Here is a 15,254-nt window from a genome sequence, read left to right on the forward strand (position 1 = left end):
ATGCAAATGAAAACCATGAAAAGCAAACTAGCTGTAGCTTTGATGGCTGCAGGTCTAAGCTTAAGTGCAGCAGCCGCAGACATTACCGTCGCGTATGACGCAGATCCAGTGACTCTAGACCCGCATGAGCAGCTATCTGGTGGCGTGATGCAAATGTCACACATGGTATTTGATCCACTCATCCGTTTTAACAAAGACATGGAGTTTGAGCCTCGCTTAGCTGAGTCTTGGGAACGTGTTGATAACGAAACAATGCGTTTTAGTCTGCGTAAAGGTGTTAAATTCCACTCTGGTAACGATCTAACGGCAGATGACGTAGTTTGGACATTCGCTCGTTTGAAAAAGTCGGCTGACTACAAAGGTATTTTTGCACCGCTTGTGTCACTAACGAAAGTGGATTCTCACACTATCGAAATCAAAACAGACGGTACATACCCTCTAATCGAAAACGTAGCAACGTACATCTTCCCAATGGACAGCAAGTTCTACTCTGGCCAAACGGCAGAAGGTAAAGACAAGGGTGAGATCGTTAAGCACGGTAACTCTTTTGCTTCAACTAACGTTTCTGGTACAGGCCCGTTCACTATCACAGCACGTGAGCAAGGCATCAAAGTACAATTCGAACGTTTTGACGGTTATTGGGATTCAGCGTCAAAAGGTAACGTTGACAAGCTAACTTTGGTTCCAATCAAAGAAGCGGCTACTCGTGTTGCTGCGCTACTTTCTGGCGACGTAGACATGATTGCTCCTGTGGCTCCAAACGACTACCAGCGTGTTAAGAGTGCAAGCAATATTGATCTTTTCACAATGCCGGGTACGCGTGTAATCACGTTCCAAATGAACCAAAACAGCAATGAAGCTCTTAAAGATGTTCGCGTTCGTCAAGCGATTGTTCATGCAATCAACAACGAAGGTATCGCTAAGAAGATCATGAAAGGCGCTGCGACTCCAGCTGGCCAGCAAAGCCCAGTGGGTTATGCAGGTTACGATGAGAAGCTGTCTCCTCGTTACGATCTGAAAAAAGCGAAAGAGTTGATGAAAGAAGCAGGTTACGCTGACGGCTTTACGCTAACAATGATGGCGCCTAACAACCGTTACGTTAACGATGCGAAAATCGCACAGGCTTCTGCCGCAATGCTTTCTAAGATCGGCATTAAAGTTGACCTTAAAACTATGCCAAAAGCACAGTACTGGCCAGAGTTTGATAAGTGTGCAGCAGACATGATGATGATCGGCTGGCACCCAGATACTGAAGATTCTGCCAACTTCACTGAGTTCCTAACGATGACTCGTGATGAAACGACAGGCAAAGGTCAATACAACTGTGGTCACTACTCTAATCCAGCAGTGGATGAGCTAGTTAATGCTTCAAACACTGAAACGGATCTGACGAAACGTAACGCGATGCTTAAGCAAGTAGAAGCAACGCTTTATGATGAAGCAGCATTTGTTCCTCTGCATTGGCAAGATCCATCGTGGGCTGCGAAGTCTAACGTTGAGATTAGTCCAATCATCAACGGTATGAACTTCCCATACTTTGGTGACCTAGTAGTTAAATAATTTCAATTTGAGTTTCAATTGAAATAATACGTATTGTGCTCAGCTTTGTTCAGTCGGGCTGAGCACATTTTAAGACTGAATAACATTTGTTTGTTATGAGTAATGGATAGTTTAAGGGGCAAGGGATGTTTTCGTTTCTGGTCAAGCGCCTGTTTCAGGCAATGGTAGTAATGTTTGTGATCAGTTTGGTGGCATTTGCCATTCAGGATAACCTGGGTGATCCATTGCGTGAAATGGTTGGTCAATCGGTATCAGAAGCCGAGCGCCAAGCTATGCGTGATGAGATGGGCCTCAACGATCCATTCATGACGAAATACGCACGCTTTCTAAGCAGTGCGGTTCAAGGTGATTTAGGTCAATCCTATTTCTTCAAGCGTCCAGCTGTTGACGTGATTTTAGATAAGTTAGTTGCCACACTAGAACTGGTGTTTGGTGCAACACTCATCATTATTTGTATGTCCATCCCACTAGGGGTGTACTCAGCTATTAACCCAAAAAGCTTTTTCACCAAAGTCGTGATGGCGGGTAGTAGCGTTGGTATTTCGATTCCTGTCTTCTTGACAGCGATTATGTTGATGTACGTTTTCTCTATCGAGCTAGGTTGGTTCCCGTCGTACGGACGCGGTGAAACAGCGAATATTTTGGGATGGGATTCTGGTTTCTTCACACTTGATGGTTTAGCACACTTGGTGCTGCCATGTATTGCACTGGCGTCAATCATGTTGCCACTGTTCATTCGTCTAGTGCGCTCTGAAATGCTCGAAGTACTCAGCTCGGAATACATCAAATTTGCCAAGGCAAAAGGTTTACCTCTTCGTAAGATTTATTATCAACATGCTCTTAAGAACACCATGCTGCCTGTATTGACAGTCGGTGGTGTACAGATTGGTACCATGGTCGCATACACTATTTTGACTGAAACAGTCTTTCAGTGGCCAGGTACAGGCTCGCTTTTCCTTGAAGCGATTAACCGTGTAGATACGCCACTGATTACCGCATATGTCATCTTTGTGGGGCTTATCTTTGTTGTTACAAACACGATTGTTGATTTGATGTATGGCGTCATCAACCCAACGGTTAATCTTACAGGTAAAGGAGCGTAATCATGTCTCAAGTTTCAACCACAACATCGCACGTTCCTTCTCGCTGGGAGCGCTTCAAGGAGTCAGATTTTTTCTACCACTTCAAGCGCGACAAAGTTGCGATGGCGAGTTTCACAGTCTTTATGGTGTTCTTATTGATGGCGTTGGCGTCGCCACTTATTGCACCACACAACCCGTATGATCTCAGCACCATTGATATTATGGATGCGGAGTTACCACCTTCTTGGATGGAAGATGGCGACGAAAACTTTTTACTAGGAACCGATGAACAAGGGCGCGATATTTTCTCGACCATGCTGTACGGCTCGCGTTTATCGTTGACCATTGGTTTCCTTGCGGTAGGTTTGCAACTGTTTCTTGGCACCATTATTGGTCTATCGGCAGGGTATTTCGGTGGTCGTATCGATAGCTTCTTGATGCGTTTCGCGGATGTCCAGCTATCGTTTTCAACCATGATGGTTGCAATCATCGTCTCTGCTATCTTTAAAGCGAGCTTTGGCAGTGACTTTTACAGTCAATATGCGGTTGTGATGCTGGTGGTGATCATTGGTGTGGCAGAGTGGCCTCAATATGCGCGTACCATTCGTGCATCAGTATTAGCAGAGAAGAAGAAAGAGTATGTAGAAGCGGCGCGAGTGATGGGCTTTAAGGCCCCACGAATCATGTTCCGTCACATTCTGCCTAACTGTTTGTCACCAATCTTGGTTATCTCAACGGTACAGGTTGCTAACGCGATCATGTCAGAGGCGGCGCTGTCATTCCTAGGGCTTGGTCTACCGGTTGATCAGCCGTCATTGGGCGCATTGATCAGTATCGGCTTTAACTACATCTTCTCGGGCGCATGGTGGATCACCGCATTCCCTGGTGTACTACTGGTAACACTGGTACTGGTGATTAACCTATTGGGTGACTGGCTACGAGATGTATTTAACCCGAAAATCTATAAAGGGTGATCCAAAGCGATTGATTTTTAACCCTGTTCATCCCTAAACTAAGAGCCACATATTTATGTGGCTCTTTTTATTGGTTTAATAAATCATAGTGAGCAATATATGAAACACCGCTAGCTGCCAGCGTATTACTCATCTGCGGCTAGATGATTCAGAGCGTAAGAGGAAGTATATGAGCTCTTGTATGGTTAGAAATGGACGTCGACTATTGTGGTTAAGCTTTCTATCGTTCACCTTAGTCTCGCATTCGATGGCGTCGCACGCGGCAGATGCGCTGTGTAGCGCTTCCCAAGCATCCACAAACGAATTACCAGTATTGGAGCAAGATTGCCCCATCGGTAAAGGCATTTGGGGGCAAAAAGCCCCGAGAAGTGCCGAGTCGGTTTATTGGATACAATGTGGATTATTGGATGCCCCATTAAGTTTAAAGCAGGCTAAGCCTTTGTACGGCAAAATATCAACAGACATTTGGATGAAACCTGAATCCAAAAAATACCGCTGCCTAATCGGGCCCTACTCAGATGTTGATGTGTTAGAAGAGGAACTGCAGCAGGTGCGTTCATTAAGAGCAAACAAAGATGCATTTGCCAGACAAGTCAATCCGCAACAAGATCAAGCCAAGCAATCATCATCTGCAGCCGCTGAGCCCATCGCAAAAACAGTCCAAACCATAAAACCGATGGCAACCCAGGCTCAGCCAGACTTAATTGTGAGAATCAGTACCTCGATTGATGACAAAACCTATGTTGCGCCATACTCCTCTAAAGGCAGTCATCAGTTTTATATGGAGCACGATAAAGCATGGAATAGAGTCAGTTATAACGAAGCTATTGAGATGTGCAGTGCGTTGGACATGCGACTGATCGATGAAAAAGAGTGGCAGACGCTACGACTTAATAGCTCAATGAGAAAAGACAAATGGCCAGAACAAATGCCGTATTGGGGTAGTGGCCAGAAGGGCATGTTCAGTAACGGAAGAATCGCGCCACTAAAAGGCAACACCTTGCTCAATGTGGCCTGCATCAACTAAGAGACACTCACCTAAGCACAGCACGGCGCTGTGCTTTTTTATACCAACCGCGTTATGGAAGTAGCCAGCGAAACTTTGGGGATTTAGATATCCACCAGGTTAGCGTCAGTGAACCGGCACCACTTAGCGTCACCCAAATGGGGATCATGATCAATGCAGGGCCTTGGTGTAACTTGAACTCAATCATTGGCCATAGAAACAGTGGGTGTAATAGATAGACGCCTAAACTGTGTTTGCCGACAAACCTGACCATGGTTTTAAGTGACTCAGGTAAGTGATTCGCGCTAGCTCTGCACACAACAAACACTAAACATGCCGCGAGTACGGTGTTGATTGTCTTGTAGGAGAGCCAGCGCCCATAGGTGTACTTACCTGCCTCAATGCTGTTGGTGACTACCATATAGGCGGTAAGTATCATCGCCGCACCGCCCAGTAGCAGAGAAATACTCACTGACTTGGCAGACAGTGGCAGCTTTTGATAAAGCAGATACCCTAGTGGTAGATAACCCAGAAATAACCAAAATTGTTCATTCCATATGCCGTTGATCCTAAATAAGAACAGCGTGGTAGTAATGAGCCAAATGGCCGTAAATGCATACAAAACGGTATCGTCACCCTTGCGGACCATGGCTTGCAGGAAGGGAACGGCAATGTACAGCGGAATAAAATAGTAGAAAAAACCAAGGTGGTAGTAGGTTTGGTGATGGTAGCTCTCAGACAGCACCATTTTTGTCGTCTCTAGATCAAATCCCTGGCTTGTCCAGCCCGATAAATAGGCATAGAACAGCGACCAGATCAAAAATGGCACCACCACCTTGCTCACCCTGCGTGACAGGTAATATTTCATGTCGAATGGGCGCTTATCACTGAGCAGCAGTGCGCCAGAAATTAAGATAAAGACAGGAACTGCCCAGCGGCTGAAACTATTGAATGTAATGGCTGTCGCCCAGTCAAAAAAAGGGATCTGCCCGAATTCGTGTTTGAAGGGGCCGAGGGCATGAATAACGATAACGGCGATAGCAGCCACTGTACGCAATAAGTCAAAGAAAAAGATATGTTTTTTCAAGAGCGTCAACCTTTATGAAAGTGCGCTTCACTATAGGGAATTCAAATCAATAAGAGAAGATGTTTGGTTAAATAGCGGCAATTATTGATATCTACACCTCGACCTAAAACAATAAAGGCCAGCAACTTGCTGGCCTCTAAATTCAATATGATGATCACCTCATGGTAACAAATTCCTCAGAACCCGTTGGGTGAATCGCAACGACAGAGTCGAAGTCTGCTTTAGTCGCACCCATCTTCATGGCAACGGCAAAGCCTTGAATCATTTCATCAACGGTAAAGCCGATGCCGTGTAGGCCAACAACGGTTTCTTCAGGGCCTGCACATACCAACTTCATCTTACATGGTTGACGGTGCTTCGTCACAGCAGTGTACATAGCAGTAAAGCCAGACGTGTACACCTTAATGTTGTCTTTACCGTATTTCGCTTCCGCATCTTGGGTTGTGAGACCAATCGTGCCGATAGGTGGGTGGCTGAATACCACAGTCGGGACTAGGTTGTAATCCATTTTTGCGTCGGCTTTATTGTTAAATAGGCGCTCAGAAAGTTGGCGACCGGCTTTCACTGCAACTGGCGTTAGCTCTATACCACCTTCCATAATGTCGCCGACACAGTAAATGCCTTCAACGTTTGTCGTTTGATACTCATCCACCTTGATGTAGCCACGGTCATTGGTGACAACACCGGTTGCCGCTAAATTGATCGCATCCGTCGCAGGGTGGCGACCGATAGCCCAGATAAGCTCATCGACGTTTTGGCTTTCACCGTTTTCTAGGTGTAGAGTCAGGCTGCCATCGGCTTCTTTAATCACTTCTTTCGGTACAGAGTGAGTATGAAGAGTTGGGCCTTCAGTGTTCATCACCTCAACCAGAGTGTCGATGATCATTGGGTCAAAGCTGCGCAATGGTGATTCTTTACGGCAGAACAGGTGTGTTTCTGTGCCCAGGGCATGCAGTACGCCAGCAATCTCAACGGCGATGTAGCCCGCACCGATAACCGCCACACGTTTTGGTTGCTCGTTTAGTTCAAAGAAACCATTTGAATCGATGCCATACTCTGCGCCAGGAATGTTTGGAATCGTAGGACGACCACCAACGGCGATGAGGATGTGATCCGCAGTGTAGTGCTCACCGTTGACTTCAACAGTCTTTGCATCAACAAACTTAGCAAAGCCACGGATAACGTTAACTTTGTTGTTACCCAGAACACGATCGTAAGATTGGTGAATTCGGCCAATGTACGCCTGGCGACTTTCGACTAGCTTGCTCCAGTCAAAACCTTTAACATCGACATCAAAGCCGTAGTCTTCTGCGTACAGATTCATTGCTTCCGCAACTTGAGCGCCATGCCACATTACCTTCTTTGGCACACAACCCACATTGACACACGTACCGCCAAGGTCTTGTGCTTCAATTAGCGCGACTTTAGCGCCATACATTGCTGCGCGGTTTGCAGAAGCGATACCGCCACTGCCGCCACCAATACAGATATAGTCAAAATGCGTTGCCATTACGTTCTCCGAGAGCTTATTAATTTTTTGATTGCTTGTTGCCAATACATTGGGGTGAGCATCGATGAACTCAATATCACTGTCATGTTTTGTTAACAATCGCTATCCATACTATAAATTGAGTCTAGCAACTTTAGCTAATGGGAAAAAGCACAGTTGATTATGACTAATAACGATGAATGAAGAGCCGTTGGGACGAAAATAGGAAGTGGCTTGTCCTTTGTTATAAAAATGGGCGCCGTAGCGCCCATGTGAATGACATTATCGAGAATGTACTAAACTTGTCCACTCCTCAAACAAGCTGACCGCTAGATCTTCGTTTTCAGTGATCAGGCGAGGTAGTTTGGTGCGCCCGGTGCCTTCTTCATAGTCATAAGCCACATGTAGGCCATGATCAGAAAGATCGGTAAAGTGGAAAGTCCAATCCTGATCTTTTGTTAATGAATCGCTGCTCTCACCAATCACCAATGAACCGTCAATGACTGTCCAGAATCCGTCGTGAGTCGCTTCAGGGGTATTTGAAAGATAACTCTCAAGGCTGGCAAACTCTGTAATCGTGCCTGAGCCGTTTTCTGCTAGTGATAGAACTGAAAAATATGGCTTGGCCGTGTAGTCAAGAGCACCCGCATCATCCCAGAAGTGGTAAAGCGTTTTGCCTTTCAGTGCCTCTTCGGTGTAAGGTGCATTAATGCGGAAATCTGCATAACCATCAGCAGCGCCCGCAAGGTCTTGGGTACTGCCAACCTGTAGGTCGTTGTCTGCCGTCACGGTTAACGCGAGGCTATCTCCCAGGAAAATCACTTCTTCAAGGCGCGGTCCGCCTTCTTCGCCAGAAACCATGAAACCGTTGTAGTGGTACTCAGTTGGCATATCAGATGGGTCTTCACCTTGAACGTGATCATCGACTGTGATGGTGGAGTCGTTGAACGTGAGGGTCATGAAACCCTCTTGTGTACCGTAGGCTTCATTGGTTGAAATGAAGTCGTACGTTTTACCAACCAGTGCTTCTTTGAGTGGTTTTAGTGCCTCGACAACCACACCTTCGCGCACAATATAGTTGTTTAGATCATCGTCGCTGCCGTAGCCTTCGACTTCAGCAATACCAGCAACAATGTTGGTGATGTGGTTCTGCCAGTCACTAATATCGCTGGCATCGCCTTTGGCAAAGAGTTCTGCGAAAGAGCGAGCGGCGAAGTGAACTTTGCTAGCATCATCATTTTTTGTTGTCTTAGCAGCAACGTAGTCCGATGTCAGTAACTCAGTATTATTCACACCAAGCTGCTGAGCAATTTCTTCTATAGTGACATCATTTTTCGCGGCGATAAGCGTGAAAGGGTTCATGACTTCCATACCCGCAGCTGTCGATAGTTCATAGGTGTCGGTTAAGCGGCCCCCTTTGTCGGTATCGTAAGTTTTGCCAGCAATCGCTCGAGCAATGATTGGGAACTCTTTATCTTCAACGGGCAGGGTAATGTAGCCTTGCTCATCAGTCAGTGCGGTGACTTTTTCATTTGCATCCGCAACGCCGTTTTTATTGCGATCCACGTAGACTTCAGCGTCCACAAGGTAACCGTCTTTGATTTGCACCTTATAAGTGGTGGTTTCGGTACCACCATTGTTACCACTGCTGTCATCGCTACCGCCACCACAGCCAGTCATTGCCAAAGAAATGGCTAAAGCCAACCCTGTTGTTTTAAACAACCTTGAATTCTTGTTATCCACTGATATTTCCTTATTGATAATCTTATTGTTCTGTTTGCATATCAAATGCAAGAGTATTTAATCACACTGGGTTGTGTTTTTATATGCAATTAAGTGACTTTTATCTAATTTTTATCCAATAAAAACAAGGCAATAGCAGTATGGTGTACTTTTGTTCGCGCAGCGGGTGCCAGCAATAAAAAGATGCCTTATATAGTGAGATAAGGTCATTGAAAGAAGTTGATGTTGGGAGGTTAAGTGAGCCAACCAAAATGCTGACTCACTAGATGTTGCTATTCAGGTACAATCCATTCCACTTTAAAGTGGCCGGTTGCTGGGGCTATCTTGTCTTTTAGGTAAGGAAGGATATCGTTCATCTGCTTTTCGAGTGTCCACGGCGGATTGATGACAATCATGCCTGATGCGGTCATGCCTCGTTCGTTGGTGTCGGGGGAGACACCCAATTCAATTTGCAGAATTTTACGAATGCCAAGACCTTCGAGGCCTTCGATCATGTCGTCAATGTCGTAGCGATTCACCACTGGATACCAAATGGCGTAGATACCGGTTGCCCAACGCTTGTAGCTTTGTGCGATAGCGGTCACCACATCACGGTACTCTTTGGCCAACTCATACGGCGGGTCGATAAGCACTAAGCCACGGCGTTCTGCTGGAGGCAAGCTGCCCTTCAAACGTTGGAAACCATCGTCTTTATAGATTTTAACCTGGCGATCGCGGTGAAATTCTTGTTCTAGCAATGGAAAATCACTAGGGTGCAGTTCGGTGAGAACCATGCGATCTTGCGCGCGTAAGTGTGCTCGAGCCACGCGCGGTGAGCCCGGGTAATAGCGCAGCGTATCGTCACTATTGAGCATTTCGATCGAATCAATGTAGGAAGCTACGTCTTGTGGGATGTCTTTATTTCCCCATATGCGAGCGATCCCTTGTTTGTATTCACCCGTTTTCTCAGACCATTCGTGAGTAAGATCGTAGCGCCCGACACCGGAATGCGTATCGTGGTAAACAAACGGCTTTTCCTTGTTTTTTAGAGAATTAAGGATAAGACTTTGTACTATGTGCTTGATGACGTCGGCGTGATTGCCTGCGTGAAAACTGTGTCGATAACTCAGCAAAATGATGACTCACTTATAAAAACCAATGGACGGATTATATACGCAAATCGCTTTGGTGGCACAGTCTGTGTGAGGAGTTCCGTCATCGGCCATTGAATTTTAGGCCAACAGCCTACATCTTATTGATAACACTTATCTCAACGACTCACCCTATGTCGAGTAAAGGTAAGATTGATAACTGATAACACAAAAAGGATGCTGCATGTCTAACCCACTTCTGAGTATTACTGACTTACCTCCTTTCTCACAGATAAAGCCTGAGCATGTAAAGCCAGCGGTAGAGCAAGCTATCGAGGCTTGCCGTAAAAAAATAGAACAGGTGCTTGAGGGAAATGACACGCCAACTTGGGATAACCTCGTCGCGCCAATAGAACAGGTTGATGATAGCCTGAGCCGTTTATGGTCTCCGGTGAGCCATATGAATTCGGTCGTCAACAGTGATGAATTACGTGAAGCGTACGAGAGCTGCTTACCGCTGCTGTCAGAGTACGGCACTTGGGTTGGTCAGCACAAAGGGCTCTTTGAGGCTTACAAAGCAATTAAAGACGCTAAGAGCTTTGCTGCTTTGTCGCAAGCTCAACAAAAAACCATCAAAGATGCGTTGCGTGATTTTGAGCTGTCTGGGATCGGCCTACCTGCGGATGAACAGCACCGGTATGGTGAAATCAGCAAGCGCATGTCAGAGTTAGGCTCGCAGTTTTCGAACAATGTGCTCGACGCAACTATGGGGTGGAGCAAGCACGTTACCGATGAAAAAGAATTGGCCGGAATGCCAGAGTCTGCGCTGGCGGCAGCACAAGCGGCGGCACAAGCGAAAGAACTTGATGGTTACTTGCTCACTCTCGATATCCCATCTTACCTTCCGGTACTGACGTACTGCGATAACCAAGCACTGCGCCAAGAGCTTTACGAGGCTTACGTCACCAGAGCCTCAGACCGTGGTCCGAATGCGGGTCAATGGGACAACACCGAAATTATTACCGAGCAGCTAAAACTGCGTCACGAAATAGCTCGCTTGCTGGGCTTTGCGACCTATAGCGAAAAATCACTGGCGACCAAAATGGCAGAGACTCCGGCTCAGGTTCTTGGTTTTCTTAATGATCTTGCGGTGAAGGCTAAGCCACAAGGCGAGCGTGAAGTTGAAGAGCTGCGTCGATTTTCTGAGAAAGAGTTTGGTGTTACCGAACTTAATTTGTGGGACATCGCTTATTACAGTGAGAAGCAAAAACAGCATTTATTCCAGTTTTCTAACGAAGAGCTGCGCCCTTACTTCCCTGAATCAAAAGTCGTGAGTGGGCTGTTTGAAGTGCTCAATCGCGTTTTTGGTATGCAGATCAAAGAGCGTGAAGGGGTTGATACCTGGCACGAGTCGGTACGTTTCTTCGATATCTTTGATAGTGAAGGTACGTTGCGCGGCAGTTTCTATCTCGATCTCTACGCACGCGAGCACAAACGTGGCGGTGCGTGGATGGATGAATGCCGTGTGCGCCGCACAAACCTTGATGGTGAGCTGCAAACGCCAGTGGCGTACCTAACGTGTAACTTCAATAAACCTGTAGGCGATAAGCCTGCGATGTTTACTCATGATGAAGTGGTGACACTTTTCCACGAAACAGGTCATGGCATTCATCATATGCTGACGAAGATCGATGCAGGGGCGGTGTCAGGGATCAATGGAGTGCCATGGGATGCGGTTGAGTTGCCTAGCCAATTCTTAGAGAACTGGTGTTGGGAAGAAGAAGCGCTAGCCTTCATCTCTGGACACTATGAAACGGGTGAACCATTACCGAAAGAGATGCTCGAAAAAATGCTGTCTGCTAAAAACTTTCAGTCGGCGATGTTTATTTTGCGTCAACTCGAGTTTGGACTTTTCGATTTCACGCTGCACACCGAATATGATCCAGAGGTTGGAGCTCGCGTTCTAGAAACGTTGGCTGAAGTGAAAGGCAAAGTGGCCGTATTGCCAAGCCTTGAGTGGAACCGCTTCTCGCACAGCTTTAGCCATATTTTTGCTGGTGGTTACAGTGCGGGTTATTACAGCTACCTGTGGGCAGAAGTCCTGTCTTCAGATGCGTATTCTCGCTTTGAAGAGGAAGGCATTTTTAATAAGGAAACGGGTCAAAGCTTTTTGAACAACATCCTGGAAATGGGTGGCAGCGAAGAGCCAATGGAGCTCTTTAAACGCTTTAGAGGCCGAGAGCCAGAAATCGACGCCTTGCTGCGTCACGCTGGTATTAGCGCGTAACTGAAATGGCTCCCCAAAGGGAGCCATTTTTTATAGTCAAGGCATTTATGGGTCGACGTTGCGACTGATGGGGTTTTGCAACGAAATCAGCGTTTCGGTCGATTGCACCTCACTGATCGCTTGCAGCTTTTCGATCAGAACGTGCTGTAGCTCTTCAATAGAGCGACACATAAGTTTAACGAAAATATTGTAGGCTCCCGTGGTGTAGTAAGCCTCAACCACTTCATCAAGGGCGTCGAGCTTTTCCAATGCCGAATGGTAGTCGCGCGCAGCATAGAGGTTAATGCCAATAAAGCAGCACACGTCATAACCCAGCTTTTTAGTGTTCACCACCACTTCGGTTCCTTCAATGATGCCTGCCGCTTTCATCTTCTCAATACGAACATGAATCGTTGCTGGGCTGACATCGAACTGCTTAGCCATTTCTGCGTAAGGCCGGCGTGCATCTTCCATTAACGTTTTTAAAATAGCACGGTCGAGATCATCAAGGGCGTTATTGCCATGCATAGCGTATCCTTAGCGATGGATGAATCATTATCCACTAAGCTTACCATTAAACTTACATATGGGGGCAAGGTGATCACGCTTATTGGTTGCACTGAGCAGTTCAGGTACACTTGCGCTTCCTAGTTATTCCTTGTCGGAGCCACCCGTGCAAATTCAGTTAATCAGTGAACATGAGAATCGTCAGCAAGAACTCGAACAGCTCGCCACTCGTTGGGGGCTTGTCGCTTGTGAACAAAGTGTCTTTGCACTGGTATTGACCGACACTCGTTTAGAGCTTCGTAAATTGGACGAGCCAAAACTTGGTGCTATTTACGTTGATCTGGTGAGTGGCGCTGTGGCGCATCGTCGCAAGTTTGGAGGCGGTAAGGGACAATCTATCGCTAAAGCGGCAGGGCTTAACAAAGGAGTGACGCCGACAGTACTCGATGGTACCGCCGGTCTCGGACGTGATGCGTTTGTGCTTGCGTCGTTAGGATGTAAGGTTCAAATGGTGGAAAGGCACCCCGTTGTAGCCGCTTTGTTGGATGACGGCTTATCCAGAGCTCAACAAGATAAAGAGATCGGGGCGTGGGTGACAGAGCGAATGTCATTGATTCATGCATCAAGCCACGATGCGTTGGAGAAGCTGGCCAGTGACCCTGATTTTGAGCAGCCAGATGTGGTGTATCTTGACCCAATGTACCCGCATCCAGAGAACAAGAAAAAGAGTGCTCTGGTCAAAAAAGAAATGCGTGTTTTTCAATCTTTGGTTGGCGCCGATAATGATGCTGATGCGTTATTAGCGCCGGCACTGCAGCTGGCATGCAAGCGAGTCGTTGTTAAACGTCCCGACTATGCCGACTGGCTTGATGGTCAAAAGCCGAGTATGGCGATCGAGACCAAGAAAAATCGCTTTGATGTTTATGTTAAAGCGTCAATGAGTTAGCGAAAGTAGGTTACTTTTTGTTCCAGTAACCTGAGCGCTGTTACTTGCAACCATATCCATTTCCAGTTATATCTAATTAAGAATCATTGTCATTCTTATCTGTAATTGGAGCCACAGGCTCATCGCTGTATCGGAGAGTGGGAAGTTGTATGAGTAAACGTCTATGCAAACTAAATCGACATGAGATCAACGCCAACCTAGGTGAAATCTACACCTTAGTCGCGGAAGCCAAATACCTGTGTCGTTCATGTTCTCGCTCCTCTAGTGATTCATCACGATTGTGCAAGCCGGCAGCTATCCCACCGAAACAGTGTCAGGGAAAACCCATGATTGAGAAACAGCAGTGTGCCGTGCTGGCCGAAACATTGGTACAACCCGTGCCTATAGTTGTTGATATTCAAGAGCCTCAACAACAGCAAGAAAATAAAGCGGAAAAGAGCGCTAAAAAGGCACTGAAGAAACAGAAGAAGGCGCAGAAAAAGCTTGCTAAGATTTTGAAAAAAAGTGCGAAGCTGGCTCGTAAGCAAGCAGAGTTAGAATTGCGCTATGGTTTATCACCCAGCAGCGTGGAATTACGAGGTGAGTCAGTGCAGCGCGAGGCGCTACACTGACTTTGACGACTTTAAGGATTAGCGGAGCCTTGGTACTGAGCTTGTGCGCGAGGCTTAACCCATATTTCATTGATCACCAATGACGCTAAGATAATGGCGCCACCAATCGACAACCTGGCGACATCGACGTCGCGATTCCAAATGACAATGTTTACAATAAGGCCTGCTGGAACTAACAGGTTGTTCATCACAGCTAATGCTCCTGCATTGACCAGACACGCCCCTCTGTTCCAGATAAAGTAACCCAAGCCTGAAGCGATGACGCCAAGGTAGGTCAGTACTACCCACTGAGTCGTGGTGGTTGGTAATTTATTGATGTCACCCATTAGAGCAAAGGCCACCGTAGCGACTATGATGGCACCTATATAGAAGTAACCAAAAATCGTATGTTGAGGCAGCTCGACATCACTCTTTTCCATGACGTATTTGTAGCCGACCTGGCCAATAGCGAAACAGACGTTGGCCCCCTGAACCACAAGAAACCCCGTCAAAAACTGCTCATTGATACCGGCAAATTTGATAAACGCCGCGCCCGCTACCGCAATTGCAGCCGTCACCAAATACCACGGTGAGAAACGGCCTTTAAGAAAGTCGTAAAACAAGGTGACATAAATAGGTGTGAAAACCGTAAATAGTAACACCTCAGGAACTGATAGCAGCAAAAAGGATTGGTAGTAAAAGCAATACATCAAGCCAAGTTGGATACCGCCAATGGCCATCAGCTTGGCTGCTAGAGCCTTAGGTACGCCCTTAAATTTCAGAAATGGTAAGAACACCACGCCTGCAAGGACGACACGCATCAGAACGGAGAACCAGGAGTCAACCTGACCCGCTAAATACACACCAATTAAGCTAAAGGAAAATGCCCAAAGCAGTGTGACAGAATAGAGATAACCCATAGATACAACTTACA

At 46.6% G+C, this 15,254-nt stretch carries 13 protein-coding genes; 7 read left to right on the forward strand and 6 right to left on the reverse strand.

Annotation, left to right across the window (positions count from 1 at the left end):
- The first annotated feature begins 6 nt into the window (after nucleotides 1-6).
- The 4 genes from LNL84_RS17085 to LNL84_RS17100 all read left to right on the forward strand — a co-directional run bounded on the left by LNL84_RS17085 (nucleotide 7) and on the right by LNL84_RS17100 (nucleotide 4,643).
- Nucleotides 7-1,560, forward strand: coding sequence for an ABC transporter substrate-binding protein (locus LNL84_RS17085; protein ID WP_244358895.1), 1,554 nt, complete (start codon nucleotides 7-9; stop codon nucleotides 1,558-1,560).
- 125 nt (nucleotides 1,561-1,685) lie between these two features.
- A complete protein-coding gene (locus tag LNL84_RS17090; protein WP_244358897.1) occupies nucleotides 1,686-2,663 on the forward strand; it encodes an ABC transporter permease in 978 nt (325 codons plus the stop codon).
- A gap of 2 nt (nucleotides 2,664-2,665) precedes the next feature.
- Nucleotides 2,666-3,616, forward strand: a complete 951-nt coding sequence (locus LNL84_RS17095; RefSeq protein ID WP_244358899.1) for an ABC transporter permease — start codon at nucleotides 2,666-2,668, stop codon at nucleotides 3,614-3,616.
- A 169-nt stretch (nucleotides 3,617-3,785) separates the two neighbouring features.
- Nucleotides 3,786-4,643, forward strand: a complete 858-nt coding sequence (locus tag LNL84_RS17100; RefSeq protein ID WP_244358901.1) for an SPOR domain-containing protein — start codon at nucleotides 3,786-3,788, stop codon at nucleotides 4,641-4,643.
- A gap of 52 nt (nucleotides 4,644-4,695) precedes the next feature.
- Here the strand turns inward: LNL84_RS17100 and LNL84_RS17105 are convergent, their stop codons facing one another.
- The 4 genes from LNL84_RS17105 to LNL84_RS17120 form a co-directional block, all read right to left on the reverse strand.
- Nucleotides 4,696-5,709, reverse strand: coding sequence for an acyltransferase (locus LNL84_RS17105; protein WP_244358903.1), 1,014 nt, complete (start codon nucleotides 5,707-5,709; stop codon nucleotides 4,696-4,698).
- Nucleotides 5,710-5,863: 154 nt separating this feature from the next.
- Nucleotides 5,864-7,219 carry a glutathione-disulfide reductase gene (gene gorA / locus LNL84_RS17110; protein WP_244358983.1) on the reverse strand — a complete coding sequence of 452 codons (1,356 nt, stop codon included), beginning with the start codon at nucleotides 7,217-7,219 and terminating at the stop codon, nucleotides 5,864-5,866.
- A gap of 261 nt (nucleotides 7,220-7,480) precedes the next feature.
- Entirely contained in the window at nucleotides 7,481-8,941 is a 1,461-nt protein-coding gene (locus LNL84_RS17115) for a hypothetical protein (RefSeq protein ID WP_244358905.1), read from the reverse strand.
- Between the two features lie 272 nt (nucleotides 8,942-9,213).
- Nucleotides 9,214-10,053 (reverse strand): 23S rRNA (adenine(2030)-N(6))-methyltransferase RlmJ, encoded by an 840-nt coding sequence (locus tag LNL84_RS17120; RefSeq protein WP_244358906.1) that lies wholly within the window; start codon nucleotides 10,051-10,053, stop codon nucleotides 9,214-9,216.
- Nucleotides 10,054-10,255: 202 nt separating this feature from the next.
- Between LNL84_RS17120 and prlC the strand changes: the two genes are divergently transcribed.
- Nucleotides 10,256-12,298 (forward strand): oligopeptidase A, encoded by a 2,043-nt coding sequence (gene prlC / locus LNL84_RS17125; protein ID WP_244358908.1) that lies wholly within the window; start codon nucleotides 10,256-10,258, stop codon nucleotides 12,296-12,298.
- 45 nt (nucleotides 12,299-12,343) lie between these two features.
- Here the strand turns inward: prlC and asnC are convergent, their stop codons facing one another.
- Nucleotides 12,344-12,805 (reverse strand): transcriptional regulator AsnC, encoded by a 462-nt coding sequence (asnC, locus tag LNL84_RS17130; RefSeq protein ID WP_244358910.1) that lies wholly within the window; start codon nucleotides 12,803-12,805, stop codon nucleotides 12,344-12,346.
- 145 nt (nucleotides 12,806-12,950) lie between these two features.
- Between asnC and LNL84_RS17135 the strand changes: the two genes are divergently transcribed.
- Nucleotides 12,951-13,730 (forward strand): class I SAM-dependent methyltransferase, encoded by a 780-nt coding sequence (locus tag LNL84_RS17135; RefSeq protein WP_244358912.1) that lies wholly within the window; start codon nucleotides 12,951-12,953, stop codon nucleotides 13,728-13,730.
- Between the two features lie 149 nt (nucleotides 13,731-13,879).
- Nucleotides 13,880-14,341, forward strand: coding sequence for a hypothetical protein (locus LNL84_RS17140; RefSeq protein ID WP_244358914.1), 462 nt, complete (start codon nucleotides 13,880-13,882; stop codon nucleotides 14,339-14,341).
- A gap of 11 nt (nucleotides 14,342-14,352) precedes the next feature.
- Here LNL84_RS17140 and LNL84_RS17145 read toward each other — a convergent pair whose 3' ends face one another.
- Nucleotides 14,353-15,240 (reverse strand): carboxylate/amino acid/amine transporter, encoded by an 888-nt coding sequence (locus tag LNL84_RS17145; protein WP_244358916.1) that lies wholly within the window; start codon nucleotides 15,238-15,240, stop codon nucleotides 14,353-14,355.
- Between the last annotated feature and the right edge of the window lie 14 nt (nucleotides 15,241-15,254).

It is taken from the genome of Vibrio gelatinilyticus (assembly GCF_022836845.1).
GTDB lineage: Bacteria > Pseudomonadota > Gammaproteobacteria > Enterobacterales > Vibrionaceae > Vibrio > Vibrio gelatinilyticus.

What these genes read in the sequence shown, in the direction of transcription:
- LNL84_RS17085 (WP_244358895.1), top strand. Translation starts at nt 7, where the DNA reads ATGAAAACCATGAAAAGCAAACTAGCTGTAGCTTTGATGGCTGCAGGT.
- gorA (WP_244358983.1), bottom strand. Translation starts at nt 7,219, where the DNA reads ATGGCAACGCATTTTGACTATATCTGTATTGGTGGCGGCAGTGGCGGT.
- asnC (WP_244358910.1), bottom strand. Translation starts at nt 12,805, where the DNA reads ATGCATGGCAATAACGCCCTTGATGATCTCGACCGTGCTATTTTAAAA.
- LNL84_RS17100 (WP_244358901.1), top strand. Translation starts at nt 3,786, where the DNA reads ATGAGCTCTTGTATGGTTAGAAATGGACGTCGACTATTGTGGTTAAGC.
- LNL84_RS17095 (WP_244358899.1), top strand. Translation starts at nt 2,666, where the DNA reads ATGTCTCAAGTTTCAACCACAACATCGCACGTTCCTTCTCGCTGGGAG.
- LNL84_RS17145 (WP_244358916.1), bottom strand. Translation starts at nt 15,240, where the DNA reads ATGGGTTATCTCTATTCTGTCACACTGCTTTGGGCATTTTCCTTTAGC.
- LNL84_RS17090 (WP_244358897.1), top strand. Translation starts at nt 1,686, where the DNA reads ATGTTTTCGTTTCTGGTCAAGCGCCTGTTTCAGGCAATGGTAGTAATG.
- prlC (WP_244358908.1), top strand. Translation starts at nt 10,256, where the DNA reads ATGTCTAACCCACTTCTGAGTATTACTGACTTACCTCCTTTCTCACAG.
- LNL84_RS17140 (WP_244358914.1), top strand. Translation starts at nt 13,880, where the DNA reads ATGAGTAAACGTCTATGCAAACTAAATCGACATGAGATCAACGCCAAC.